At 65.0% G+C, this 25,634-nt stretch carries 17 protein-coding genes; 10 read left to right on the top strand and 7 right to left on the bottom strand.

Translation table 11 applies throughout. The annotated features are described in order from the left end of the window. Positions 1-41 precede the first annotated feature (41 nt). From V5F59_RS09285 to merA, 5 genes are read left to right on the top strand one after another with little or no spacing between them, the layout of a single operon-like run. Positions 42-440: a mercuric transporter MerT family protein gene (locus V5F59_RS09285; RefSeq protein ID WP_393981534.1), complete on the top strand. Its 399-nt coding sequence runs from the start codon at positions 42-44 to the stop codon at positions 438-440. A gap of 11 nt (positions 441-451) precedes the next feature. Continuing rightward, entirely contained in the window at positions 452-790 is a 339-nt protein-coding gene (locus V5F59_RS09280; RefSeq protein ID WP_393981536.1) for a heavy-metal-associated domain-containing protein, read from the top strand. Position 791: 1 nt separating this feature from the next. Then, positions 792-1,553: an alkylmercury lyase family protein gene (locus V5F59_RS09275; protein ID WP_393981538.1), complete on the top strand. Its 762-nt coding sequence runs from the start codon at positions 792-794 to the stop codon at positions 1,551-1,553. Further along, positions 1,550-1,798, top strand: a complete 249-nt coding sequence (gene merF / locus V5F59_RS09270) for a mercury resistance system transport protein MerF (protein ID WP_393981540.1) — start codon at positions 1,550-1,552, stop codon at positions 1,796-1,798. Before V5F59_RS09275 ends, merF begins: the two co-directional genes overlap by 4 nt. 1 nt (position 1,799) lies before the next feature. Then, positions 1,800-3,230 (top strand): mercury(II) reductase, encoded by a 1,431-nt coding sequence (gene merA / locus V5F59_RS09265; protein WP_393981542.1) that lies wholly within the window; start codon positions 1,800-1,802, stop codon positions 3,228-3,230. Between the two features lie 193 nt (positions 3,231-3,423). On the opposite strand, the gene V5F59_RS09260 is transcribed toward merA, so the two are convergent. The 3 genes from V5F59_RS09260 to V5F59_RS09250 all read right to left on the bottom strand — a co-directional run bounded on the left by V5F59_RS09260 (position 3,424) and on the right by V5F59_RS09250 (position 10,062). After that, on the bottom strand, positions 3,424-4,359 hold the full coding sequence (locus V5F59_RS09260) for a DUF2493 domain-containing protein (RefSeq protein ID WP_393981544.1): 936 nt from the start codon (positions 4,357-4,359) through the stop codon (positions 3,424-3,426). Positions 4,360-4,682: 323 nt separating this feature from the next. Further along, positions 4,683-5,726 (bottom strand): DUF7146 domain-containing protein, encoded by a 1,044-nt coding sequence (locus V5F59_RS09255; protein ID WP_393981546.1) that lies wholly within the window; start codon positions 5,724-5,726, stop codon positions 4,683-4,685. A gap of 1 nt (position 5,727) precedes the next feature. Further along, positions 5,728-10,062, bottom strand: a complete 4,335-nt coding sequence (locus tag V5F59_RS09250; RefSeq protein ID WP_393981548.1) for a strawberry notch-like NTP hydrolase domain-containing protein — start codon at positions 10,060-10,062, stop codon at positions 5,728-5,730. 281 nt (positions 10,063-10,343) lie between these two features. On the opposite strand from V5F59_RS09250, the gene V5F59_RS09245 reads away from it, so the two are divergent. Further along, entirely contained in the window at positions 10,344-10,700 is a 357-nt protein-coding gene (locus V5F59_RS09245) for a hypothetical protein (RefSeq protein WP_393981550.1), read from the top strand. Between the two features lie 132 nt (positions 10,701-10,832). Here V5F59_RS09245 and V5F59_RS09240 read toward each other — a convergent pair whose 3' ends face one another. The 3 genes from V5F59_RS09240 to V5F59_RS09230 all read right to left on the bottom strand — a co-directional run bounded on the left by V5F59_RS09240 (position 10,833) and on the right by V5F59_RS09230 (position 14,462). Further along, positions 10,833-12,968, bottom strand: coding sequence for a ParB/RepB/Spo0J family partition protein (locus tag V5F59_RS09240; protein ID WP_393981552.1), 2,136 nt, complete (start codon positions 12,966-12,968; stop codon positions 10,833-10,835). Between the two features lie 82 nt (positions 12,969-13,050). After that, the gene (locus V5F59_RS09235) at positions 13,051-13,500 is read right to left on the bottom strand and encodes a HEPN domain-containing protein (protein WP_393981554.1); all 450 of its coding nucleotides are present in this window, start codon (positions 13,498-13,500) and stop codon (positions 13,051-13,053) included. Further along, positions 13,500-14,462: an ArdC family protein gene (locus V5F59_RS09230; RefSeq protein WP_393981556.1), complete on the bottom strand. Its 963-nt coding sequence runs from the start codon at positions 14,460-14,462 to the stop codon at positions 13,500-13,502. Before V5F59_RS09230 ends, V5F59_RS09235 begins: the two co-directional genes overlap by 1 nt. Positions 14,463-14,722: 260 nt before the next feature. On the opposite strand from V5F59_RS09230, the gene V5F59_RS09225 reads away from it, so the two are divergent. From V5F59_RS09225 to V5F59_RS09210, 4 genes are all read left to right on the top strand, one after another. Beyond that, positions 14,723-15,943 carry an ATP-binding protein gene (locus V5F59_RS09225; RefSeq protein WP_393981558.1) on the top strand — a complete coding sequence of 407 codons (1,221 nt, stop codon included), beginning with the start codon at positions 14,723-14,725 and terminating at the stop codon, positions 15,941-15,943. A gap of 62 nt (positions 15,944-16,005) precedes the next feature. Beyond that, the gene (locus tag V5F59_RS09220) at positions 16,006-17,178 is read left to right on the top strand and encodes a DUF6361 family protein (RefSeq protein WP_393981560.1); all 1,173 of its coding nucleotides are present in this window, start codon (positions 16,006-16,008) and stop codon (positions 17,176-17,178) included. Then, the gene (locus tag V5F59_RS09215) at positions 17,175-19,028 is read left to right on the top strand and encodes a hypothetical protein (RefSeq protein ID WP_393981562.1); all 1,854 of its coding nucleotides are present in this window, start codon (positions 17,175-17,177) and stop codon (positions 19,026-19,028) included. Before V5F59_RS09220 ends, V5F59_RS09215 begins: the two co-directional genes overlap by 4 nt. Further along, positions 19,025-22,210 (top strand): helicase-related protein, encoded by a 3,186-nt coding sequence (locus V5F59_RS09210; protein ID WP_393981564.1) that lies wholly within the window; start codon positions 19,025-19,027, stop codon positions 22,208-22,210. The genes V5F59_RS09215 and V5F59_RS09210 overlap by 4 nt, the downstream gene beginning before the upstream one ends. Positions 22,211-22,279: 69 nt before the next feature. Here the strand turns inward: V5F59_RS09210 and V5F59_RS09205 are convergent, their stop codons facing one another. Next, a complete protein-coding gene (locus V5F59_RS09205) occupies positions 22,280-25,621 on the bottom strand; it encodes a DEAD/DEAH box helicase (RefSeq protein WP_393981566.1) in 3,342 nt (1,113 codons plus the stop codon). Positions 25,622-25,634: the final 13 nt, after the last annotated feature.

Below are 25,634 nucleotides of genomic sequence, written 5' to 3'. Positions count from 1 at the left end.
ACCCTAGGCTGCAATCAAATGAAAATCGAGGGTCGAGTCGCATGAGCAATACGAATATCGAAGCGGCACCGCTGAGCGCGCCCCAGAAAACCGAGGACCGGAGGAAGACCTGGTTCGCGGTCGGCGGCGTGATTGGCGCGATCCTCGCCTCGACCTGCTGCATTGCACCGCTCGTGCTTTTGACGCTCGGCATTTCCGGGGCCTGGATCGGCAACCTCACGGCGCTCGAACCCTACAAGCCCTATTTTGCAGTGGTAGCGCTGGTTTTCATCGGGCTTGGTTTTCGGCAGGTCTATTTCAAGCCGAAACCCGCTTGCGTGGAGGGATCCTACTGCGCCCGGCCGGAATCCTCCGTCATCACCAAGACCGCTCTCTGGCTGGCGACCGTGCTTGTCGTCCTGGCCTTGACGATCAACTGGTGGGCGCCGCTGTTTTATTAGGAGAAGTTGACATGAAACGATCCCTCATCATCGGCGCGAGCGTGCTCGCTCTGGGCGCCGGCGGCATATTATCCATGGTCGCCGTCTCGCCACTTGCCGCGCAAACGGCGGCAACCCAGGTCGCGGCTCTCCGGACGATGAGCTTCACCATCGAGAACATGACCTGCGCACTGTGTCCGGTGACGGTCAAATCAGCAATGGAGCGCGTCAGCGGCGTGCGATCGGTTCGGATCGACTTCGACGCCAAGACGGCGACCGTCGTCTTTGATCCCTCGATCGCGACGCCGGAAGCGATCGCGGCGGCCTCGACGAACGCGGGATATCCGGCGGCGGTACAGCAGGGAAGCTGAAGTGAGCGAATTGCCGAGCTTCGAACTGCGTCCCGGCGTAGCCTTTCCCGACTGGGCGGCGGTGACCTCGCCAACCGCGGCGGATGCGCTGGTCGCGATTCTCTCCGCCATCGATCCAGCCAAGAACTGGAGCGGCTACGACGACGAGGAAGATCGCGTGCGACAGGCGGTCATCGAAGGTCTGGCGGAGTTGGATGGCGCGCCGGACGCCGAGTGGATCGCGGCTCTGACTGGGCTTGACGAGGGCCGTGTGGCGGCGCTCCTAGACCGGCTGGCGGCGCGCGATCTCGTGGTCCGCGATGGCGGCAGCAACGCCATCCTTGGCGCCTATCCGTTGACCACCCGATCAACCGAACACCGCGTCGGGTTTGGCGGCAAAGTTACGCACGCCATGTGCGCCATCGATGCGCTCGGCACGGGGGCCATGTTCGACGCCGACGTGGTGATCGAGTCTCGCTGCCGCGCGTGCGGCGGTCCTATCCGGATCGCCACAAAGGACCGTGGAATCGCGCTGGATTCCGTGGAGCCAGGATCGACAGTCGTGTGGTCTGGCAACCAATATGAGGGAGCTTGCGCGGCGACCTCTCTTTGCACCGTAATCGCCTTCTTCTGCTCCGAGGCGCACCTCGAAGACTGGTGGAGAACGAACCGATCCGGCTCGGAAGGGTACCGCCTCACGCCGGACGAGGCGATGCAGGTCGGACGGGCGCTGTTCGAGCCGGTGCTCACGCGGGCGGGCTGCGCTGTCGGGAGGTTGGCATGAAAGACACGACCATCCTGAAAACCGGAATCATCGGATCGGTCATCGCGGCGATCTGCTGCGCAACACCGATCCTGGTCATCGCGCTCGGCGCTCTTGGCCTGTCGGCTTGGCTCGGGTGGGTCGACTATGTGCTCATTCCAGCGCTCGTCCTCTTTCTCGCGATCACTGCCTATGGGCTCTGGCGGCGGCAGCGGGCGGCGGCGTGCTGCGCCTCTGAAACACAATCGAACAAAGGAAGGGCCTGACATGGCCGATTGCTGCAGCACGGACGGAAGCCGGAAGAGTGGCTATGATCTCGCCGTCATCGGCGCGGGATCGGCGGGTTTCTCCGCTGCGATCACGGCCGCCGAGCAAGGTGCGAATGTGGCTCTCATCGGACATGGGCTCATCGGTGGCACCTGCGTCAATGTCGGGTGTGTGCCGTCCAAAACCATGATCCGCGCCGCCGAAGCTCTGCATGGCGCAGGCGCGGCAAGCCGGTTCGCTGGCCTCGCCGGTGAGGCCCATGTCGCTGACTGGCGAGCTCTGATCGCGGCCAAGGACGATCTCGTCAAAACACTCCGGCAGAAGAAATATGTCGATCTGCTGCCCGAATATAACGGCATCGCCTATCTGGAGGGGGCAGCAAGGCTGAATGGCGCTGGTGTGCTTGTGAACGACAGCCCAGTCGCTGCCGGCAAGATCATCGTCGCCACCGGCGCGTCACCGGCCATGCCGAGCATCCCCGGCATTGAGAATGTTCCCTTCCTCACCAGCACCACGGCGCTGGAACTCGCCGAACAGCCGCGCTCGCTTCTGGTCATCGGGGGCGGTTATATTGGCTGCGAGTTGGCCCAGATGTTCGCCCGCACCGGGACCGCCGTGACCATGGTCACGCGTTCGCGCCTGTTACCGGAGGCGGAACCGGAAATAGCGCAAGCACTTGCTCGCTATCTGGCCGACGAAGGCATCACGGTTCGTATTGGACTGACCTATTCCAGGATCGAGCAGCAAGACGGTGAAATCACGCTGACCATTGATGTGGATGGTCGCGCCGAAATGCTCACCGCCGAGCAGGTTCTGGTGACGACCGGACGCATGCCCAACACCGCGGATCTTGGCCTGGAGGAGGCCGGCATAAGGCTAGCGCCCAATGGTGGGATCGTCGTCGATGACCGGATGCGCACCTCGAAATCTGGCGTCTATGCCGCCGGCGATGTGATAGGGCGCGATCAGTTCGTCTATATGGCGGCTTACGGTGCCAAGCTCGCGGCGCGCAATGCGCTGAACGGCGACAGCCTCGTCTATGACAACACCGCCATGCCCTGGGTAGTCTTCACCGATCCGCAAGTAGCCGGCGTCGGTTTCAGCGAGGCGCAGGCAATCGAGCGCGGAGTCGGCGTTAAGACGTCGGTGGTGTCGCTCGACCAGGTGCCGCGCGCGCTCGCGGCCCGCGATACGCGTGGGCTCATCAAGCTGGTGGCGGACGCAAAGAGCGACCGGCTCCTCGGCGGCCAGATTCTCGCTCCTGAGGGCGCAGACAGCATCCAGACTCTGGCGCTGGCGCTAAAGCACGGCATGACGGCGAAGGCTCTCGGCGAGATGATTTTCCCCTATCTCACTACCGTGGAGGGGCTGAAACTCGCTGCCCAAGGATTTGCCAAGGATGTGGCGAAACTCTCATGCTGCGCTGGATAATAGCCTTCCCTTTCTGCAACAATATCTTGTCGCAATGAATTCCCGACTATGTCGGGACTTCGCACACCTGATATTGGCGACGCCGTGCAATTAGGACTTTAGCGAGGGCAATTCGCAGCCCTGCACGAAAATTCGCAAACAGTTGTGGGCTGCGTTCCCGTTGTCGAATATTTGCAGGTGAGGCTGGCGGCGCTCACGCGCCGCCACTGCCGAACTTCCAGACCGGGATGCCGAACTTGCGCGCCTTGTCGGCGAGATTGTCCTGGATGCCGGTGCCGGGGAACACCATCACGCCGATCGGCAGGACGGCGAGCATCTGATCGTTGCGTTTGAACGGCGCGGCTTTGGCGTGCTTCGTCCAGTCGGGCTTGAACGCGATCTGCGGAACCTTGCGGTGGTCGGCCCAGCGAGCGGCGATGCGTTCGGCGCCTTTCGGCGATCCGCCGTGCAACAGCACCATGTCGGGATGCTTGGCGTGGACCTGATCGAGCTTGGCCCAGATAAGCCGGTGATCGTTGAAGTCGAGCCCGCCGGTGACGGCGATCTTCGGACCCGCCGGGATCAGCACCTGGCTCTCGGCTCGGCGTTTGGCGGCGAGGAAATCGCGGCTGTCGATCATCGCTGAAGTCATGGCGCGGTGATTGACCATCGATCCGCTGCGTGGCCGCCAGGATGATCCGGTGTGGCGCTCGAAGTGTTCTGCGGCCTGATCGCGCATCAGCTCGAAGGCGTTGCGGCGCTCGATCATGGTCTGCCCTTCGGCGGTGAGACGTTCGAGTTCTACCGACTTCACCTCCGAGCCGTCCTGTTCGCGCTGGCCGCGGCGCTGCGCCTGCTCATTGTCGTCGAGTTCGCGTTCGATCCGGTCGGTGGCGCGATGGAAGAGGTTGACGGTCGACCAGAGGAGGTCATCGAGGTCGGGTTCGAGGCGGGTGTCCTCGAGGGTGGCGATCAGGGCGTCGAAGATGTCGGCGATGGCCCCGGCGACGGCTTGGCCTTCGGGAAGTGGCCTCGGATCGGGTTCGTCCTGAAAGGGATGAAAGCCGTAGAGCTGGAGTTCGGTCAGGACATGGTCGGTGGGGGATGAGGCGTGGTGCGGTTCGAAGCCGTCGTCGTGTTCGTTCGCCATGGGATGCTCCTTCGTCGGTTCGACCGCGACCCTCGCGGCCTTCTGGCGACGAAAGCCGTCGGGCGGGCCGGACCTGCACCCGGAGCGTCAGCGCAGGGCCAAGCATCGCGCCGGATGGCGAAGGCCGGCTATTTTGTTTCGCGATGGAAAGCGCTCCTCTGGAGCGCGCCGGAAAATAGCCGGGCGCAGCCATTGCCGGTCCGGGCCGCTTGACGGCCGATCGCCCTCTCGAAGGCCGGGTCGCGGTCCTCTCCGGCGCAACGGGATGCAGCCTCGTGCGAGACCGATGACGGGCGCCGCTGCCGCGCGCTTGCCCCTTCCGGCTATGCCGCCAAGGTGAGAAAACGGGCGACGTCCTCCGGGGCGAGCTGCTGGCGGATCGCTGCCCGCAGCGCGCCGATGCCGAGGGTGCGGAGATCCTCGTTGAAGTCCCCAAGCGTCGGCGACAGCACAATCGCCTCGATGCCGGCCGTCTGCGTCCGTTCGACCAGGCTATCGCGTGCGCCATCTCCGGCCGGATCATCGTCGCGAGCGATGTAGAGCCTGCGAAGTGGCGCGCGGAACAGGATGGCGGCAAGGTGTGCGGCCGAGAGCGCAGCCGCCATTGGCAGGCCTGGTAGGGCCATGCGGAGTGACAGGATCGTCTCGATGCCTTCGCCGGCCGCGATCACATCGTGCGCCGTGCCGAACCGGACCGCATGACCGAGGAGATCGCCCATTGCCCGCCGCGGTGTGTCGATTGGCGCCTTGCCGTTCCCTTCGGGGCTGAGCCAGGTGCGATGTACGCCCGTGATCCGGCCGTCGAGATCGGTGACGGACGCGATCATCGCCGGCCATGTCTCGGTCGGCGAATGTTCGTCCGGCCGGTAGTAGCAGCGTGGATGAAAGCGGAGCGATCCAGTTCCGTGCAAAGCCGTGATGCCGCGTTTCCGTAGATACGACTCTACGACTGTGCCCGTAACCGGCCGCGACATTGCGAAGAGCCGTCGTGCGGCCTCCGGAGACCCGGCGGGCGCCGATGCCGGGCGTCGTTGGTGGTCCGGGTCTGGCTCCGGATGGGGCAGGCTCAGGAAGGTTCTGGCCTCCTCGGCGACGTCCTTGAAGTCGATCAGCCCGCAGCTTTCGCGGATGACATCGAGGAGATCGCCGTGTTCGCCTGTGGCCGCGTCGGTCCATTTACCCGCCGCACCCCTGCCGGAATCGGCTCCCTTCAGGCGGACAAACATCGAGCGGCCCGGTGTGTTGCGAACGTCGCCGACCAGCCAGTAGCGGCCCTCGCGATATCCGGCCGAGAGATAGTGCCGGCACACAGCCTCGGCCTGTCGTCCAAGACGTTGTGCCAGTTGGGATGCGTCATGACGGGCCATGCTACGCAGCCTCCGGCTCGGCGATTCGTTGGACGGGATAGCGCTCCATGACCTTCGAAAGCACGGTCAAACCGCTCGCGTCCGTCGGCACGAACATGCGGAGCTTCCAGGAGATGATCTCATGGAAAAGGCCGTAAGTGCTGAGGCGCTCGCGCATCGTGTCGGTGAAGCCGGAGAGCTCGATGCGGTTGGCGCCCATGACGCGGACGCGGCGGAGTTGGAGGCCCTCGGCGAGGTCGAGGATGGTCTTGCCGTCGATCAGGGCCGCGAAGGCGTTATCTGGCGCCAGCGTGCTGGTCCCTGTTGCCAGCGCGCCCGCGACCCAGGCGGGCGAAACCTTGCGTCCGATGATGCGCTCGCCGTCGTCGGTCTGCAGCCGGTAGACGCGCGTCGACTCGTTCGGCAGGCGTTTCCAGATCGGCAGCAGCAGGCCGGCGACGACATGGATCGCGCTGTCGGAGAAAGCCGGTACGCCGGCGACCTCGCCGGTCCACGCCGATGCGAAGGCCGCGCGGTCGGCTTCGACCCAGTGGCTTTCCGCCATCATGGTCAGCGAGGCGTGATGCTGCTCCATCGGCCGGATCAGCCGGACGCGGCGCTCGATCTCGCCGTCATCCAACATGAGCGACGGCGCCGGCACCTGAACGGCGGCGCGGCCGGAGCGATCGTTGACCAGCAGCATCGCCCGACGATCGGACAGCAGGTCCATCGCCTCGTCGAGCGTGACCGGCCGGTTGCGCTCCCGCTGCGTGATCGTCAGCAGGCGGGTTTCCGCACCCGTACCCGGATGGACGTGAATGGTGCGCCGGTCGGTGACGACGAAGCTCTCCGCCCTCAGCGTTTCCAGTCCGACGTCGTAGGTGCCGCTGGCGATGGCGCCCTCGATCTTGGCGTTGAGGAGCTGCTCGAACGCCGTGAAGAGGATGCACTGGAGTTCGATCGTCAGGGCGAGCAGGCGGTTGAGGAACGTCGTGATCGGTGGCAGCTCGTCCTTGATGCCGTTTGAGTCCATCAGCGAAAGGCCAGTCGCGTCTTCGAACATCTGGAGCGTGCAGCCTTCGACCTTGCCGCGCACCAGCAGCAGGTAGAGCTGACGCAGCGCATCGCGGGCATAGTGGCTCTCCAAATTGTCCTCGGGGCGGAACAGGCCCTGGCCGCCGGTCTGGCGTTGGCCCCGCGTGATCGCGCCCAAAGTGTCGAGACGCCGGGCGATCGTGGAGAGGAAGCGCTTCTCGGCCTTCACGTCGGTCGCGATGGGGCGAAAGAGCGGCGGCTGCGCCTGGTTAGTGCGATTGGTGCGGCCGAGGCCCTGAATGGCGGCGTCGGCCTTCCAACCCGGCTCCAACAAATAGTGGACGCGCAGCCGCCGATTTCGGGCGGACAGCTCGGCGTGGTAGCTGCGACCTGTGCCGCCCGCGTCGGAGAAGACGAGGATCCGCTTCACGTCGTCCATGAAGGCGGCGGTCTCGGCGAGATTGGCCGATCCGGCGCGGCGCTCGACCACAAGCCGGTCGCCTTTGCGCACGATACGGCGCGAACGGCCGGTGACCTCGGCGACGATGTCTGTACCGAAGCGCTGAACGATCTGGTCGAGCGCGCCAGGAACCGGCGCCAACGACGCCAGGTGCTCGATCAGCCGATCGCGGCGAGCGACGGCTTCGCGGCTCTCGACGGGCTGGCCGTCGCGATAGACCGGGCGTGACGACAGGTTGCCTTCGGAATCCGTGAACGGCTCGTAGAGCTGCACCGGGAAGGAATGGGCGAGATAGTCGAGCACATATTCCCTCGGGGTGATGTCGACACGGACGTCGTTCCACTCGTCGGTCGGAATCTCAGCCAGGCGGCGCTCCATCAGCGCTTCGCCCGTCGAAACGATCTGGATGACGGCGGCATGGCTCTCCGCCAGATCGCGCTCGATGGAGCGGATCAGGGTCGGCGTCTTCATGCTGGTCAGGAGATGACCGAAGAAGCGCTGCTTGGCGGATTCGAAGGCCGATCGAGCCGCGGATTTGGCTTGCGCATTAAGCGTGCCCTTGTCGCCCGTGATATTGGCGGCCTCCATCGCCGCCGACAGGTTGTTGTGGATGATGGAGAACGCCCCGGCATAGGCGTCATAGATGCGCGTCTGCTCGGGCGTGAGCTGGTGCTCGACCAGCTCGTATTCGACGCCATCGTAGGAGAGCGAGCGGGCCGTGTAGAGCCCCAGCGCTCGCAGGTCGCGCGCGAGCACTTCCATGGCCGCCACGCCGCCGGCCTCGATCGCCTCCACGAACTCGGACCTGGTCGAGAATGGAAAATCCTCGCCGCCCCAGAGACCGAGCCGCTGCGCATAGGCCAGATTGTGGACCGTGGTCGCGCCGGTAGCGGATACGTAGACCACGCGCGCGTTCGGCAGCGCGTGTTGAAGGCGTAAGCCTGCACGTCCTTGCTGCGATGCGGCCTGGTCACCGCGTTCACCCTTGCCGCCCGCGGCGTTCTGCATGGCGTGGCTCTCGTCGAAAATGATCACTCCATCGAAATCGGAGCCCAACCAATCGACGATCTGACGGACGCGCGAAACCTTCTCGCCACGCTCGTCGGAGCGTAGCGTGGCATAGGTGGTGAATAGGACGCCTTCCGGCAGCCGGATCGGCGTTCCCTGGCGGAAGCGCGAGAGCGGCGTCACCAGCAGCCGCTCCATGCCGAGCGCCGACCAGTCGCGTTGCGCGTCCTCGATCAGCTTGTCGGACTTCGAGATCCAGACGGCCTTGCGGCGACCCTGCATCCAGTTGTCGAGGATGATGCCGGCGCTCTGACGGCCTTTGCCGGCGCCAGTGCCGTCGCCGAGCATGAAGCCGCGCCGGAAGCGGACGGCGTTCGGGGCATCCTCGCGCGCGGCGGAGATGACGTCGAAGGTCTCGTCCACCGTCCACGATCCGGCGAGATAATCGCCATGGGCCTCGCCGGCATAGATCACCGTCTCGAGCTGGGCGTCGGACAGCAGGCCCTCCACGAGAAGGCGTGCCGGCAAGCGCGGCCGGTAGCTCGGCTTGGGCGGCGCGACCGAGGCCATCGCAGCGGACTGCACGAGCTTCGTCGGGTGGGCCTGAGAGCCGGGAATACGGATCGACTGCAATCCGTATTCTTCATAAATCGCATCCGTGAGCCGGGAACCCTCGGCCGGCTGCCAGTCGATGGCCTCATAGGCGAGATCGACGCCTTCGGGTTCGCCCAGAACGGTGGTCTTGGGCGCCGACGAACGCGATCGGGCGAGGTAGCCGCGCACGGTGCGGGGAACTGCGGGACGCAGCGTGGCCTGGGCCGCCATGGATGCGGTGACCGGCAAGCGCGCTGGCATATCGCGGATTACCCAACCGAGCAGCGTGGCGGCGTCCGGCGCGGTGCCGCGCGAGGTGGCGACGACTGTGGGATCGTCGGCCGGCGACTTGTCGATGACAGTCAGCCGCGTGTCGATCGTCGTGCCATGCTTTGCGTAGACCGAGCCATCGACTGCGGCCGAGAACACGACGCGGCCATGCTCCTGAAGCCGGACGAAGGCTTCACGCCACGCCGGCGCGTCGGGCGCGAAGCTCGTACCGGTAATCGCCACGAGACGTCCGCCGTCAGCCAGGCGCGCCAGTGCGGAGGCGATATGGCGATAGGCGGCGTCGGCCATGCGGCCGGAGACGTTCGCCATCACCGAGAACGGCGGGTTCATCAGAACGATGCTCGGCACGATCCCGGCATCGAGATGATCGTTGATCTGGGCGGCGTCGAAGCGGGTGACGGGAACGGTCGGGAAGAGGTGGGCGAGAAGACCGGCGCGAGTCTCCGCCAGTTCGTTCAAGACCAGCGACGCGCCGGAGAGCTCGGCGAGAATGGCGAGCAGGCCGGTGCCGGCCGAGGGCTCCAGCACGCGGTCGGCCGGCGTGATCGACGCCGCGGTCGCGGCAGCGAACCCGAGCGGAATCGGTGTCGAGAACTGCTGAAACGTCTCGCTCTCCTCGGAGCGCCGAGTGTGGGTAGGGAGAAGGCTGGCGATCCTCGCCAGCATCGGCAGTGCGGCCGCCGGAGAACCGGCTTTGCGCAAAAGCGCCTTTCCGTATTTGCGGAGAAACAGCACCGTCGCCGCCTCGCCGGCGTCGTAGGCGGTCTTCCAATCCCAGGCGCCAGACGCATCGGAGGCGCCGAAGGCGTCCTTCATGGCCGCGCGCAGCATCGCAGCGTCGATGCGCTGACCTCGGTCGAGAGGGGGAAGAAGATGGCCGGCGGCCGCGGCGATAGCGGACCCGGTGTCGGTGGCAACAAGCGGAAACGGCGCGGCCGCGAGGGCCGCGGTGACGGAAAGGTCGTTCATGGAGGGAACCTCGGGAGAGCGGGAACGGGGCGAGCCGACCGGCGCTCTCTCTCGACCGCACCGGCTCAAACCCGTCCCGGCCGACCTCTCCCTTTGACTCCAATGGCTTAGCGCGTAGCGTCGCCGCACAAGCCACTCGTCACGGCGCGATCCTCATGGTTACGGGTTTCGATCGTCGGACGGCGTGGCTACACTTCTCCGACAATCCCAAGGCGCGTATCCGTTCGGCCCCGAGGCCTGTCCGCGTCTTTTTGTGAAACGCGGTTGAAAGGAGGCGAACGATGAAAGGAAGCGCAGTCGGGATCATCGCCGTGGTCGCGCTGGCGGCGGGTTTTGGTGCGGGGTTCGGCCTGCGACCGGTTCTCGTTCCCGTGACCTCGGCCGCTGCGGTAACAGGCCTTGCGCAGCCGACCGAGCAGGAAGCGACGGACGCCGTGCGGCGTCACAAGCTCTTTACGGGCACCTCGCTCGCCAACGCGACGCTGAAGCTTGGCGATTGCTCGCCGGGCGGCGTCGGGCCTGGCGTCACTTGCATGACGCAGCTCACGATGGATCCTACCCGGCCCAATGCCGAGCCTCAGAACCGCCCGATCGGCTTCGCGCGCGTCAACGGCCAATGGGAGGTGGCCGTCTGGTAGCGGCCAGGACGCGCCAACGCCATCAACGGCTCCTCCAAAGAAAAAGCCCGGCTGATCCCTGTGGCGCAGGGGGCCGGGCTCTGAGGGATTGGTATTTCGGGCGAGGCAACGATTGCCGCCGCGCCGTCTCGCCTATTCGGCAGCGATAAGGTGGGCAGGATCATCTTCGTTGTCGGCCGAGGTCTCATCATCGCCGGTGAGGAATTCCGGCAGCGCCTCGGTCTCACCGTCGCCCTCGACCGCCAACCCGGTGGCCGGTTCGACCTCGGTGAGGCGCAGCGGCTCGGGTAGCCAGCCGCTGTCGGCCAGCAACCGTTCCGCTTCCTTGGCCATGTCGCCCTTTTTCAGATGGTCAATGAGTTGCGCGGCCCGCTCGCCAGCCCCTTCGCGCACGGCTTCGAGGATGCGCGGCTTGGTCACGCGGCCGAGATAGTTATTGACGGTAGGCGTCCAGCCGACTTCAACCATGTCGAGCCGGACCGCGCGGGCCAGACGATCAGCCTGACCGAGGCGGCGTTCGAGGCTGTGCTGCGAGACGCCGGAGCCGCCATAACGGTCGACCTTCTCGAACAGCGCGTTGACGCCGTAGCTGACGCAATGGGCGAGCAGCGCCAGACGGCTGGCCCCGTCCAGTCCGTCGAGCCAGTCCCACAGCGCCTGATCCTCCTGCGGGATGTCGGTCTTCCAGGCCTCCTGCCGCTCGTTGACAGCCTTGGCGGACGCGCTGTCCTTCAGGTCGGCGGCCTGCACGGGGAAGAAGACGTGCCGGACGCTGGCTTCCAGGCACCCGCCGGTGGTCGAGCTGCGCAGGAAGGTGTCGGTGACGAGCTTGTGCAGCAGCGCCGTCAGGGCGACATGAGGATTGTTCGCCAGTGCGTCGCGCAGTGCCAGCGTGCGATGCGCGGTCAGCTCCATCACGAGCCGTTCGGGCAAGGGCTTGATCGTCTCCTCCTCGTCATCCTCGGTCTCGGCCGACTGGCCGCCGATGGTGATGACGGCCCGCTGCACCGACGGTGCCACCGGATCGGAGCCCTCGGCGCCCTGGCTGGCGTCACCGCCATCGGTTTCGATGGTCACGGGCGCTTCGTCCTCCGGGCGCACATAACCGCGATCGATCGAGAGCGAGCCATCGGAGTCGATGCTGATGAAGACGCCGGCGCGGGCGATGTCGGCCGGATCATAGATGGCGGGCCGCTGGTCGAAGGCGTTCAGCGCCGTCTCGATCTCGCCAAGCCGCTCGTCCACATCGTCGGGCAGTTCGTCAGCGCCTTCATATTCCGCCTCAAGCTTGGCGTATTCGGCGTTGAGGGCTTCGATCGTCGCGCGCTCCTCGTCGGTCAGATCAACCGGCGTGCCGGTAATCCCGCGCAGTCCACGCGCGACATCGTAGGGATGGCTGACATCGACCTCGATCCATTTCCAGCCTTCGCCCGCGATATCGTCGGCTATGATCTTCAGTTTCTCCGAAACCAGGCGATCGAGCAGCGCCGGGTCCTGCAGCCATCCGCCGTCGTCGGCTTGGAACAGATCGCGCATGATGCTGCCACCGGCGGCCTCATAGGCGTCGAGCCCGACGAAGATCGCCCGCTTGTCGGACGCGCGCACCGTGCTTTCGGTCAGCATGCGACGGATCTGATAGGGCTCCTTGGACCAGGAGTTGCGGATCGACTCCCAGACCTGGACCTGACGCGCCTCGTCGGCCGAGACGGTGAAGGCCATGAGCTGCTCCAGCGTCATGCCGTCCTCGGCATAGACATCGAGGAGCGACCGCGCGACCGCGGCCAGGCGCAAGCGCTGCTTCACGACATTGACGGGAATGAAGAAGGCCGCCGCGATATCCTCCTCGGACTGGCCCTTCAGGCGCATGTCCTGAAACGCACGGAACTGGTCGAGGGGATGCAGCGGCGCGCGCTCGATATTCTCGGCGAGCGAATCCTCCTCGGCGAGAATGGCGGTTGAGGGGTCGCGCACCACGCAGGGCACCGCGGCGGTCTTGCCCAGGCGCTTCTGCTTCACCAGAAGCTCCAGCGCCCGGTAGCGGCGGCCGCCGGCCGGAACCTCGAACATGCCGGTCTCCTGGCCCTCGGCGTCGAGGACGGGGCGGACGTTGAGGCTCTGGATCAGGCCGCGGCGGGCGATCGAGGCCGCTAGGTCATCGATCGAGACGCCAGCTTTCACGCGCCGGACGTTCGACTGGCTCAGCACCAGCTTGTTGAAGGGAATGTCGCGCGAGGACGACAGGGTGATCTTCTGAACGGCAGTAGCCATCGGGATTTACTCCGCGACGGGCGGCCGAAAGCCTCTCTCTCGGCCTCCAACCCGTCACGAAAATCCCTCGACCCTCTTCCTCTCAGGGGCTCGATGACGAGCGCCCGCCGAGCGCGGAACCCTTGGGACAAGCGGCGGTGACATCGCTCAAGAGTTCCTCTGCCGCCTTGAGCGCCTGCTGCGACGACAGGAGCGCCGGCTCGTGCGCCGCGAGATCGCGAATGCGGTGGCGGCAATAGTAGGGCGAGAGGATCGCGAGGAGCGAATGGAGGTCTGGGTAGCTCGGATGCAAGCCGAGCCCTTCAGCGGCATCCAACGCCTTGGTCAGATCGTGCCGGATTTCGAGCCGGCACCGTTCATCGCTCCAACCTCGGAATTGCAGGAAGGATTTCAGCGACAGTTCGATCGCACAGGCGATGTGGTGCAGCAGGATTTCACGGGAGTGGCGGCCGTCCCGGGATAGGTGCTGGGCGCCGGCCAGAAATCCTGCGGCGTTCTCGAGCAGATGCTCGCCGCGGAAGCGCGTTGTCATCAGGCCGCCTCCCGCTCGTCGGTGTGGGCGGGCGCCGGCAAAGGGCGTGCGTCCTCGGGGAGAAAGCCGAGCAGGAAGTCGGCCGCCTTGCTGGCCTGGGATGCGGCGCGAACGATGGCGCGATTGTCCTCGCGCAGGACCTCGGCCCACGAGCCGATATAGTCGGCGTGGCGCACGGTCGGCACGATGCCGAGGGCCGCGCAGCAGAACGCCGCCGAAATCTCGGCGACCAGCTCCTCGAATGCGTACTTTCGGGAACCGAAGGAGCCCGACATATCGCGGTTCAGACGGTGCGGCGCCCCGCTGGCATGGGAGCATTCATGCAGGGCCGTTCGATGCCAGTTGATCGGCTCGAAAAACGCCTGGGGCGGCGGGACCATGACATAATCGTGCACAGGCACATAGAAGGCGCGGTCGCCGCCGATGCGGAAATCGATTCCGCTTGCCTTGATGAGCGCCTCGACCCTTGGCTCGATCAGGCCGGGCTCAGGTGGCGGCGCGGCAACAGTGAGGTCTTCGGGCAGGTCCTCGCATTGCGCCAGGTTGAAGACCGTGAATCGCTTGAGGAAGGGGATGGCCTGGGCGTCCTCGCCAGTCTCGCGGGCGCGTCGCTTCTCGTCGTCGGGGACGAAGCGGTCGGCGTAAACAACGGTGATGCCGTGCTCGCCCCGGCGGACATGGCCGCCGAGCGAGAGGGCCTGGCGAAAGGTCAGCCAGCTCTGGCAGGGGAAGCCGTGTTGGATGACGGCGCCCCAGAGGATCAGCACATTGACGCCCGAATAGCAGCGTCCCGTGGCCGCGTTCCTGGGCATGGCGAGGGGCGCCTTGGCCGCCGCTGTCCCCCAAGGCTGAACCCAGGGAAGCCGGCCGGCCTCCAGCTCGGCGAGAATCCTGCCGGTGATTTCATCATAGAGGCTCGTCCGGTCGGAGCCGGAACGGGCGCGCGCATCATGTCTGGACATCGCGGGTCTCCGCGACGGGCGCCGGAGGCCTCTCCTCCAGCCCTCAACCCGTCACGGAAACCCGGCCTGCACTCTCACTCTTGGGGGCGTTGCGGGGTCCCCCCGCAGATGGGGTAGGCCGAGACGGCAGGCTCGGCCGCAGGGGAAGGCTTTCCCCATACCCATTTCCAGATAACGGCTCTACCAGTTCCAATCGACAGACCATTGACTTCCAATTGTCATGCTTCATAGTTCCAATAGTCAGAGATTCGGAAAGCGGCATGTACGAGCGGCTCGTGGAGCGTCGGGCAGAGGAAGCCCTGTCAGATACCCCGGTGGTCCTGATCGTAGGACCGCGCCGGGCCGGCAAGACCACGCTCGTCCGGAAGATGGGGGAGGCGGGCCGAACCTATATCACGCTCGACGATCAGACGGTCCTCGACGCTGCACAGTCCGATCCGGCCGGTTTCATTCGTGGTCTGGATAAAGCCATCATCGACGAGATCCAGCGCGCGCCCGACCTGCTGCTGGCAATCAAGAAGTCGGTGGACGAGGACTATCGCCCTGGCCGCTTTCTGCTGACGGGCTCCGCCAATGTGCTCACCTTGCCTCGGGTCGCCGACAGCCTGGCGGGGCGGATGGAAACTCTCCGGATGCTGCCGCTGGCTCGCGCAGAAATAAAAGGCAAGACGCCGACCTTCCTGGAACGCCTGTTCGCGGGGAAGCTGCAGGGGGAGCGGGAGGCGATTGTCGGCGACGACCTCGTCGAGCTCGCGTTGCTCGGAGGCTTTCCCGAGGCGATCAGCCGTGAGAGCGAACGGCGGCGGCAGGATTGGGCACGGTCCTATCTGACGTCAGTTCTGACCCGCGACCTGCGAGACATTGCCGAGATCGAGAAGCTGACCGAGCTGCCGAAGTTCGTCCGGCTCCTCGCGGAGCATTCGGGACAGTTGGTCAACTACTCGCAGTTCGGCTCCAGCATCAATGTCAGCCACAAGACAGGACAGCGCTATGTCGCGCTGTTGGAGCAGGTGTTCCTCGTCTCGACATTGCAGCCCTGGTACACGAACGCGCTGAAACGGATCGCGAAGACGCCGAAGCTGCATTTCCTCGATTCCGGCCTGCTCGCCACGGCGTGCGGATTGAGCTTCGATCGGGTGAAGGCGGACCGCGGCGTGTTTGGCGCACTCCTCGAAAGCTTCGTGTTCTCCGAAGTCCTGAAGCTCATGACGGCGTCGGACCTGCGACTGACGCCTTACCATTTCCGTGACCAGCAGATGCATGAGGTGGACATCGTGCTGGAACGCGACGACGGCATGATCGTGGGGATCGAGGTGAAGGCCGCCGCGACGGTGAAGTCCAGCGACTTTGCGGGCCTGCGGACCTTGGCCGAGGCGTGCAAGGAGCGGTTCGCCTACGGCGTCGTGCTCTATGACAGTACCGATCTCGTGCCCTTCGGCGACAGGTTGGCCGCGGCGCCCTTGTCCTCCTTGTGGGGCTGAGAGCCGTGCAACAATCGGCAAGACCGTCCCGCATGAGGCGCGGCCCACCAATCGAGCCTGCTTTGGGATGGACCTATCTGTCGCGCGAAGCGCTGGCGCGCGCCAAGGCGCAGATGGACGAAGAATCCATGGGCGTGCGCGATGAGATCGGCTTCCTCACGATCCATCAGCGTTATGCCGACCGCTTCTTTCCGGGCACGTCGGTGCTGCACACCCGCGCCCGCTATATAATCTTCGTGCCCTGGCTGTTCGAGGATCTGGCAGGCCTGACGGGGCCGGCCGCTGTGCGTGCTCTGCGCGAACGCGAAAGGGAACTCGCCGGCCGGCTCAAGGATGTAGGCGAATCCCAGGTGATCGGAGGGCGCGTCTTCCCCAAGCCGTCGAGCCAGCCGCCGTCGACTGTGTATTGGAATGCGCTGGCGGTCTGGGGAATATTGCGTCCGCGCCTGGATGGACGGACCATTTCGCGGGCGCAAGCGCATCGGCTGCTGAAGAGCGCGGGCGCGGCAACCGATGACGATGGCCAGCCGCTTCTCAGTTTCGATCCGCCATTCGTGCCGCTCCCTGAGCGGCCGGATAACTGGCGTGGCGGGCACATCACCCTTCGGCTGGCGACCGCAGAAGCGGCGTTCTTGCGCGAGCGGCTTGCTCAGTTGCGCCGCAATGGCGGCCATGAGCTTTCCCTGCTCGCGAGGCTGGTGCGGACAGAGGCAGCAGCGCCACCTGGTATGTGGGCCGCCGAGGCCCGCGCGATCGCTGGCCCCGACCAGGCCGCGCTTGTGCGGGCGCAACAGGCCGCAAGTCTCGCGGGCGTGGGCCGTGCTGTCTATGATGCGCTTCTGGAGCGGATCTTAGAGACCGACGACAAGCGGGAGACATCGACCCGACATCGCGACCACCTTGCAGCTATTGTCGAAGAGCACGGTGCCGTCGCGGCCAAGCTCGATGTCGATGCGCTTGAGGCGGACACTGGTGCGCTCCCGCTCAAATTGCGTGCTGTCCTGACAGCCACCAAGGACTGGATAGCATCGAAATCGTGGAATCCGGCCCCGCTCTTCGGCGTCTATGCCGCGGCTGAAGCCCGCAAGGGGCCGCGCGCGCGGCTTGCTTTGACACCCAATGGACGTGCTCGGCGTCTCGAATGGTCGAGCGACGAACATGGTCTCGCGGGGCCGCTCCACTATAGATGGGAGCAAGTCAGCACGCTCCTCAACGATCTGGCGGACGCCGAATGAGCGGCGCGGTCGATAGCTGGCCGGCGCTCTCGTTCCTCGAGGGTCTGCGTCCCGGTCCCGATGAAAGCGTCGAACTGGCTTTGCTGGCGTCCTATTCGGCGGATCTGGGATCAATCGGCGCGACTTTGCTCGCCCTGGCAGGCAAGGACACCGATGCGGGCCGAGGCAGTCCGTCCGATTTCGCCGATGCGGTCGAGCGGCTGCGGGGGAAGGCGCGCATTGTCATCCAGCGCGGCCGCCTTGCGAAAATGCGCCGGACACCGCGCATCGCGGCGGTCTTGGACCAGTTCGTGCGCGAAGTCGATTTTGATGAGGCGACCCATAGCTGGCATCCCAAGGCCGCCCTGGTTCGAACGCGAAGCGTGGACGGCGAGATCGGCTGGCGGCTCTGGATCGGGAGCCGGAATCTCACCGAATGCGTGAATCGCGACATTGGGCTCCTGCTCGTTTCCGGCGCGAATGGCGGCGCTCCGATCCCCGGCGCGGACGAGCTGGCGCGCGCGCTCGCTGACAGGGCCGCACTCAAAGGCCAGCGTTCCGCCACTCTCGCGGCGACCATTGCAAAGGTGGCCTGGCGGGCGCCAGCGGGCGTGCGCGTCGAGCGGATTCGCTGGTCGGCCGGAACCGGAGACCAGCCCGTTCCCGTCCCGCCGCCGGGAACGGATGAAGTCGTGGTCGTAAGCCCCTTTATCGACAAGAACTTCCTTGCCCGACAGATACAGAAGGGGGCGAAACCGGCGCGAAGCGTGCTCCTGACGACAATACGCGAGATCGAGAGAATCGGCCCGTCGCTGGCGGCGTTCGACGATCTGCTCGCGCTGGACGCGCCTGATTATCCCATCGGCGATCCCGAGCCTGGCCGGCAGCCCGCAGCGTCGGCAGCCGATGTCATTCCGGCCGACGATGAGGAAGAAGAGGTAGGCCGCGGCCTTCATGCCAAGCTGCTGTTCATGCGGTCCGGGCGCAAGCGGACGCTATGGTTGGGAAGCGCGAACGCGACCCTGCGCGCCTGGACCGGACGCAACGCCGAGGTGATAGCCGAGTTGCTCGTCACCGAACCGGTTGAGAAAGGGCTGAAGGCGCTTCTCGGTTCGGCCCGTCTCGTTGAAGCGCCCAGCATGGAACATTTGCCGGATGCGGCGGCCCTGGAAGAGGAGGCGCTCGAACGGGCACGCGCCCAGGTCGCGGCGCGATGGGCGGCGGAGCTCAACATCGATGGCGAGGGGATACGCCTCACCCACCGCTCCGATCTCCATCCTGGCGGTCCACATCCCGACGAATCCGACATCGTGCTCCAAGTGGGCGCGCTTCACGGCGAGCTCCTGGTCTGGCCGGCAGGGCAAGCCGTCGTGCATTTGGGGTCTGTCGTCCCTGCGGAACGAAGCGAGTTCGTGCGCTTGCGAGTGAGCCGTGGGGACAAAGGCCTCACATGGCTGCAACGAGCGCCGGCGGAGCCGCCTTTCGGGGAGGATCGCGACCGTGCCGCATTCGTGCGCTTTCTCGGCGCTAGAGGCTTCCTCCTCTGGCTGGCCGGATTGCTCGCGGATGACGATCGGCAGGGCGAAGGCGACTGGACGAATGACGAGCCGCGGGAACGGGCAGGCTTGGGAGCGGATCCGGCGCTCGATTCCTCATTGCCGACCCTGGAAGAGATGTTGGCGGCATGGGCGCGCGACCCGGACAAGTTCCGCGAGATCGAGCGAAGGGTCTCTCAATATCTGCCGGCCGTCCTTGAGCAGGCCGGGCAGGAAGACCCGCAAACCGCGGAGATGCTGAGACGCTTTGACGAGTTGTGGGGCAAGCTCCGGAGCGGGCTCGGCGCCGCCGAGATCAAGGGCAAACGCCGGTGATCGCGCCGAAGCCGTTCCAGGAAGCCGCCGTCAATGCGGCGCTTACGGCCTTCGCCGACCCGACGGGGCGCCGTCGCTTTCTGGTGGCCGATGAAGTCGGTCTCGGAAAGACGGTCGTGGCGAAGGAACTGGCTCGTCGCTTGTCCGAGGATGGCCGTCAGCCTTTGGTGATTTACTATATCGCCAATGGTCATGCGGTCTCGCACCAGAACAAGGGCCGCGTCGTTGGTTTCCTAGGTGATTCACAGCGCAAGGCCGCAACCGCAACACCGGATCGACTTTCGCTGATTGCAATCGCGAAGCGGCCGAAAAATCCCGTCCTTATTTACGCATTGACCCCTGCGACGTCTTTTCCGGGTGCGCGTGCGCGTCTCACGGGAGGACGCAAGGAAGAGCGAGCGTTCCTGAAAGTGTTGCTCGAGCAGACCTATCCCGCTTTCGCCCGCGATCTTGATCCGGACATATTGCGGCTTAGCGCGCGGGGGTCGTGGGACTGGGCCGTCAAGGACGCGGAGATCAAATTCGCGGCTTCGCCGTCCCATCTGCGCCAGCGGTTTCGCGAAGCCCTGGCGGCCGAATTCGGCGAGTCGGTACGCGCGATGCTCGATCTGGCGGTGCATGGTGATGCGGACAGGAAGATAAAGCCCCTCAAGCCGACCACCTTCGTTGGCCGCCTCCGGCGCGCCCTGGCGCTGGCGACGCTCCGCCACCAGCCACCCGATCTGGTCGTTCTCGATGAGTTTCAGCGCTACCGGCAGATTCTCGACGAAAAGGACGCCGATCCTCTTCTCAAGGCGCTTCTGGAACCTGAAGGCTCGGTTGTCCCGCCGGCGATTTTGCTGCTCAGCGCGACACCTTATCGGGTTCTGAGCACACGGTGGGAGGAGGCGCGCGGCGCGCTTGCTCACGCGGAACTTCTGGAATTGATCGAGTTTCTTGCCGGCCCCGATGTCCGCGAACGCGCGAAGACGCTCTTTTCCGATTTCGGCGACAAGCTGCGTGACATCGCGGCGCATGCCGATGCGAGCCATCCCGAGTTGGGTGTCGAGGTCGCTGAAGCCGCCAGGCTGAGAGATGAGCTTCGCGGCCTGCTGACGCCGGTCATGTCGCGCACGGAGCGGGACAGCGTGGCGTCGGCCGATCCGCTGGCCGCTACGCAGTTCCTTGATGCGGACCCGTCGCCCGAGGATTTTCGGGTCTATCGGCATCTCGTGGAGAGTTTCGCCGAGCAGATGCGTTATGAGGCGCTGCCATATTGGTCCTCCGTTCCGCTGCCGGCTCAGTCTCTCGGTCCCCGCTACGCGGCTTGGAAGCGCGCCAAAATCAAGGCAGCCCCGAAGCTCACAAGGATGACGCGCGAACGTCGCAACAAACTCAATGTGCCAACGGCATGGCCCGACGCGAAGCTGCGCGCTCTCAGCAGCGTCGTTCCGCCCAAGCTACTGTCGCTGCCATGGGTCGCCCCGTCATTTCCCTGGTGGCCGCTTGACGCAGGTTGGGATAGCCTGACGGTTGACCCCAAGCTCCTGATGTTCAGCCGTTTTCGCGCAACACCACCTAGCGTGGCCGCGCTTCTGAGCTTTGGCGTCGAAGCGCACTGTCTGCCCAAGAAACATGGCGGCTATGAGAAAGCCTACAAGCGCCGCCGTTTCAAATTGGCGGCCGTTCCCGGGCCTGTGATGGCCGCATTTCACCCATCGCCATGGCTGATCCGCAACACCGACCCGCTCGCGAAAGCCGGGGCGACGCTCAGCGCCGTTCGCAAAGAGGTTCGACGGCAGATTCTCGCCGCTTTGCCCAAAGGCATCATCGAACGGGACACCGTGAAGGCCCGCCGGAGACATAGGTCGATTGCGCGGACCCTGGCGTCGATCGAACAGACGGCAGGTATCGCGGAACAGTCCGCCGCCGGCTGGAGCAGCGCGATCGGTGATGATCGTGCCGCGCAGTCCGCGGTCCGGAAATGGCGCCAGGCGCAGCCGATTGAGCGGCTGTCCCCCGCCGAGCTTTCGGACCTCGTGGACTATGCGATTGGGGCGCCTGGGGTCGCGCTCGGCCGGGCGTTGCTGCGACATGACCCGACGATCCTTGACCCGGCACGTTATCCGGAGCTGGTCCAGCTCAGTTGGCAGGGACTGCGCGGCTATCTCGACAATCCGGTGATCCTGTCATCGCTGCCGGGGAAAAGTGCTGTCGAGCAAGTCATGGGCGCGGTCGTTGATGGCGGGTTCGAAAGCGTCCTCGACGAGCATTTCTGGTTACGTGCCCAAAATCTCCAGGAGGGCGCCGCTGGTCTCGCCAAGGATCTGCAATCGTCGCTCGGGCTTCGTGCCGGCAGCTTCAGCTTTCATGGAGTTGGCGGACCGCCGCACAAGATCCCGGTGCGTTGCCATGTCGCCGTGCCGTTTGGCGATGCCGAGACCGAGCCCGTCGTCAATGTGGATGGCGGCGTGGCGCAAGCCGCTCCAGCTCGACCCGATGAAGTTCGCCGGAGCTTCAACACGCCCTTCTGGCCGCATGTCCTGGCGACGACGTCGGTCGGGCAGGAGGGCCTGGATTTTCACCCCTGGTGTTCGCACGTGGTTCATTGGGATCTCTCATCCAACCCGCTCGACCTTGAGCAACGTGAAGGTCGTATCCAGCGCTATGCGGGCTTGGCCGTCAGACGCCGGCTTGCGGCAATGTTGCGAGACGAGGTGCTGAGAGATTCCACGATGGCGGACGATTCACCCTGGCGATGTGTGCAGAGGCACGCGGAACGTTCCGTCGATGTGAGTGGCCTTCGCCCATGGTGGGTGCTCGACGGTGCCGAAATCAGTCGTCATGTTTTCGAGCGCCCTTTTGGGCGCGATGTTGCGCGTTTCGCCCAACTTCGAGAGCAGCGCATGATCTATCGCCTGGCTCTTGGACAGCCCAATCAGGAAGATTTCATCGACGTGTTGTCGCGCGGCGGCGAGGCGACCCGCATGCTGCTGCAACCGCTCGTCCTTGATCTCTCGGCGATGGGCCTACGGCAGACGCCGAAGACAATCGACGCAGCACCGGCAAACGGCCTCAGACCGATATCGGCGGTTGACCGTTCAAATTTGGACGTTGGGGATATGTTGGCGGCGGCACCCGAGGCAATGGGGACTGATACTAGGCCATTCGACCCAATCCCTCCAGGCATCGAGCCGGGCTGATCCGGAGAGGCGCGACGAACGTCCCTCAATTCGTGCGGGTGCCTCGGGCCGACAGCTCTGCACGGGAATTCATGCGCTGCCGATGATCCGCAATTTCATCGCGCGGGTCTCCAGCAGGTAAGTCTCGACCCCGGCCAACAGGTGCAAGCCCTCTTCGGTGATCGCTGCACGGGAGAGGCCTGGCTGCACGATCTTGACGTCGAATTCGTAGCGATAGTCCTGCCAGCTCGCCTTCAGCTTTTTGAGGAACGCAGCGGTGCCTTGCTCGAAGCGAGAGTTTTGCCCTTTGTCCAGGCGCAGCTTCTCGCGCTTCAGCATGTGGGTGAACATGCGATGGGGACGGTCGCGCCAGCGCGCCGATTTCTGCGCCTGTCCGCAGACCTCATAGAGATCCTTGACGCGGGCGCCGGGCATCGTGGCGCTCGAATATTTGCAGTGATGCAGCGTGACCTGCACAAGGCCCTCGGTGATGCGGAGCGAGACCACATCGGCGATCTCCCCGGCGCCGTCATCGTCGAAGATCAGATCATAGGCTTCGCCGCCGGCGAGCAGCGCGTCGATCACGCGCCGCTGGACGCAGTCGGCGCGTTTCTCAGGCCCCTGGGATTCGGCCCGGATGTTGGTTTTCGACCAATCCCACACCTCGATCCGGTCGGCGGGATAGGGTTCGACGGATTCACCGTCTGGCAGCGCATAGAGATGGCTGTAGATGAGGAGAGAGCCGTCGCCGAAATCGATCTGCGGGGAATCGTCTCCGAAGGACTCGGACAATGACTTCACTTTGCCGCCGATCCTGATGGTGGCCTTGGGACCGGCACTTTGCGGATATCGGGCGCCCCCATCGCTGAATACGATCTCGAACTCGGCGACATAGGCGTCGCTGCGCACCGCGAAGCGAAGCGGACCCGTTCGTTCGTGATCGAGAAGCTCGATGTCGCACTCGGTGAACAGCATCGGCTGATCGCCGAAGCTGATCTCGACGCGATCCTCGATCTGCATCAGCAGCGACTCCGGCCAGTGAATCGCGACGGGAGGAACAGCGGGCCGCTCGCTGATCTGTCGAGGACGCATGGCGCTCTTGAAAACACCATCCGTCGTGATGCCGGGGTCGTTGACCGACTGGCCGATGTCCTCGCACCATTCGATCCAGTCGGTGAGGTCGCGAACGGGAGAGATCGACCAGAACTTGCCCTTGGCCGAGCAGCCGCGGGTGGCTGGCACGCCGTCGAGAAAGCCGGTTGCGAAGACGTTGTTCTTGATTCTTGACTGGGACTTAGCGGTGTCGAGGCCATCGGCGACGTCGACGCCCATATACATGGAGTAGCGCACGCCGCGCCCCTGATGATGGGTGAGGCCGAGGTTGCGCAGGATCAGGCGTTTGAAGCCATGCAGGCTGCGGAACACTTCTTCGCCTTCGACACGGCGGGTGGTTTCGCCGCAGACGGTCTTGGCCAGCTTGTCGTAAGGACCCTTCGCCGAACTGCTGATGTAAAGAAGGCCCTTCGCCTGGTCCCAATGCATCATGTGCAGGTCCCAGATGATGTTGGTCGCATGCTGCGCGGTCGTCCATCCAGCCTGCTCTTCCGAACGGGTGACGAAGATGGCCACGCGCTGGTGCGGATTGATCTTCATGCCGAGATAGACGCCGGGGCTGTAGAGATCTTCGGCGCGCAGCGGCTCCCAGGCGTCGCACGTGGTCCGGTAGACCACGGCGTTCATCTTCGGTTCGAGCGTCTGCAGCGGGATGTCGCTGAGGTTGCCGACGAAACCCTTGAACATCTCGGCGCGCCGCACCTGCCGCTCGATGCGCGCGCTGCTGAGCGCCTCGACCAGCGCGTTCCAGTCTGCGTCTTCGGCGTAGAGCTTCGCCAGGGAGCGGTCGATGTCGTCAACGCCGGTATTCGCGATCACCGTCGCATCCCCGAGCGTCGGGTCCTGGCGGGTGAAACGACCAACGAATTGAATGGTGACGGCGATGCTCTTGTGCGGATCGTGGAGCCCCGCGATCTTGAGCTCGGGCAGATCGAAGCCTTCACCCAGCATATCGACGCAGACGATGATTCGGCTTTCGAACCGCCGAAGCGCGTCCAGATTCGCGCGCCGCTCGCGGATCGCCTGCTGGCTGTGAACGATGACAGGCCGAAATTCCGGAAACAGGGCGCTGTAGAGCTGGTGCAACTCCCTGGCGCGGTCGATCGTGGAGCAGCGCGCCATGGCGAGATGATTGAGGCCGGCATCGAGATCGGCTTGTAGAACCTCTCCAAGTTTCTCGGTGATCGCTTGATCGGCGTCGGCCTGATCGAGGCCGAAGACAGCCTCGAAGCGGATCGGTTTGAAATAGCCTTCCGCCTGCGCCTTCTTGAGCGGGTAGGTGTAGATGAATTCGCCATCGACCCGCCGGCCATCTTCGCGAAATGGCGTCGCGGTGAACTGAACGATGGGCAATGGCGGCTCACGATCGACGAAAAGGCCGCGAAAACGCGCCCAGGTCGGTGCGCCGATATGGTGGGCCTCGTCGATGAAAAGAGCCGACGCGCGGGCCGCCATCCGCTCCTGAACCGGCGCTTCGGCGCGGCCGGCGATCTGCATCGTCGTGACCACGACATTCGCGCTGTCGAATATCTGGTCCACTTCCGCCGGGGTTGTGGGGATATGGGAGAGGCGCATGACCACCGGGAAAGCGGCGGAGGCGTCGAGGCACTCCTGATGCTTAAGAACGCCGAAGGTCTCGAATTTTCCGGCAATCTGCTCGCGAAGCGCGTCGGTCGGGACGACCACCAGCAAGCGCTCGAACCGCTGATGGGCGTTGAGCGCCAGCATCGTTTCCGTCTTCCCGGTGCCCGTCGGCATAACGATGGTGGCAGGCTCAGTCGAGCGCGTGGCATGGGCGAGCGCGGCATGGAGCGCGCCGATCTGGGGTCGGCGCAGCCCGCGCACCGCAGGTCGACCATTCTCGGCGGGACAGCTTTCGCGGAGGTGGAAAGAGTCCTGCCATGAGGCCGCGACGATGGCGAGACGTTCGCCGCGCGCGGCCGCGTCGAGCGCGCCGATGTCGGTGGGCGCGATATTGAACCACTTGCCTTCGCCCAGTTCGAGGGCCTCGGCGATCTTGGCCGGCTCCGACGCACCCGGCACCAGCAGGATGAGATCGGCTTCCAGCCGGGTGGCGGTCCTGGCGCTGATGATCTTCAGCGTCTCACCGGATCTCAGGGTCGCTTCATATCCGTTGACCCGCCGGATCGAAAACAGCCGGAGCCGGCAGGTCTCGCGCAACGCCGGGACCGCCAGTTGCCGCACCGGGCTTCCGAGTACCCTGCCGTCGATCGCAAGGCGCGGGGGAAGCAGCAGCGAGACCTCTTCGCTAAAGAGGTCGTCTTGGACAGAACGGGCGGGGCGCTTGCGTGATGCCATCGATCGTCTCGTG

The organism is Xanthobacter nonsaccharivorans, from assembly GCF_043194755.2.
GTDB classification, from domain to species: Bacteria; Pseudomonadota; Alphaproteobacteria; order Rhizobiales; family Xanthobacteraceae; genus Xanthobacter; species Xanthobacter autotrophicus_G.
The sequence above is the reverse complement of the archived record's forward strand: the minus strand, read 5'-3'. Positions and strand labels throughout refer to the sequence as shown.

Bases quoted from the DNA above. Each gene is read 5' to 3' on its own strand.
- V5F59_RS09285 (WP_393981534.1), top strand. From the start codon at position 42: ATGAGCAATACGAATATCGAAGCGGCACCGCTGAGCGCGCCCCAGAAA.
- V5F59_RS09280 (WP_393981536.1), top strand. From the start codon at position 452: ATGAAACGATCCCTCATCATCGGCGCGAGCGTGCTCGCTCTGGGCGCC.
- merF (WP_393981540.1), top strand. From the start codon at position 1,550: ATGAAAGACACGACCATCCTGAAAACCGGAATCATCGGATCGGTCATC.
- merA (WP_393981542.1), top strand. From the start codon at position 1,800: ATGGCCGATTGCTGCAGCACGGACGGAAGCCGGAAGAGTGGCTATGAT.
- V5F59_RS09260 (WP_393981544.1), bottom strand. From the start codon at position 4,359: ATGGCGAACGAACACGACGACGGCTTCGAACCGCACCACGCCTCATCC.
- V5F59_RS09255 (WP_393981546.1), bottom strand. From the start codon at position 5,726: ATGGCCCGTCATGACGCATCCCAACTGGCACAACGTCTTGGACGACAG.
- V5F59_RS09250 (WP_393981548.1), bottom strand. From the start codon at position 10,062: ATGAACGACCTTTCCGTCACCGCGGCCCTCGCGGCCGCGCCGTTTCCG.
- V5F59_RS09245 (WP_393981550.1), top strand. From the start codon at position 10,344: ATGAAAGGAAGCGCAGTCGGGATCATCGCCGTGGTCGCGCTGGCGGCG.
- V5F59_RS09240 (WP_393981552.1), bottom strand. From the start codon at position 12,968: ATGGCTACTGCCGTTCAGAAGATCACCCTGTCGTCCTCGCGCGACATT.
- V5F59_RS09235 (WP_393981554.1), bottom strand. From the start codon at position 13,500: ATGACAACGCGCTTCCGCGGCGAGCATCTGCTCGAGAACGCCGCAGGA.
- V5F59_RS09230 (WP_393981556.1), bottom strand. From the start codon at position 14,462: ATGTCCAGACATGATGCGCGCGCCCGTTCCGGCTCCGACCGGACGAGC.
- V5F59_RS09225 (WP_393981558.1), top strand. From the start codon at position 14,723: ATGTACGAGCGGCTCGTGGAGCGTCGGGCAGAGGAAGCCCTGTCAGAT.
- V5F59_RS09215 (WP_393981562.1), top strand. From the start codon at position 17,175: ATGAGCGGCGCGGTCGATAGCTGGCCGGCGCTCTCGTTCCTCGAGGGT.
- V5F59_RS09205 (WP_393981566.1), bottom strand. From the start codon at position 25,621: ATGGCATCACGCAAGCGCCCCGCCCGTTCTGTCCAAGACGACCTCTTT.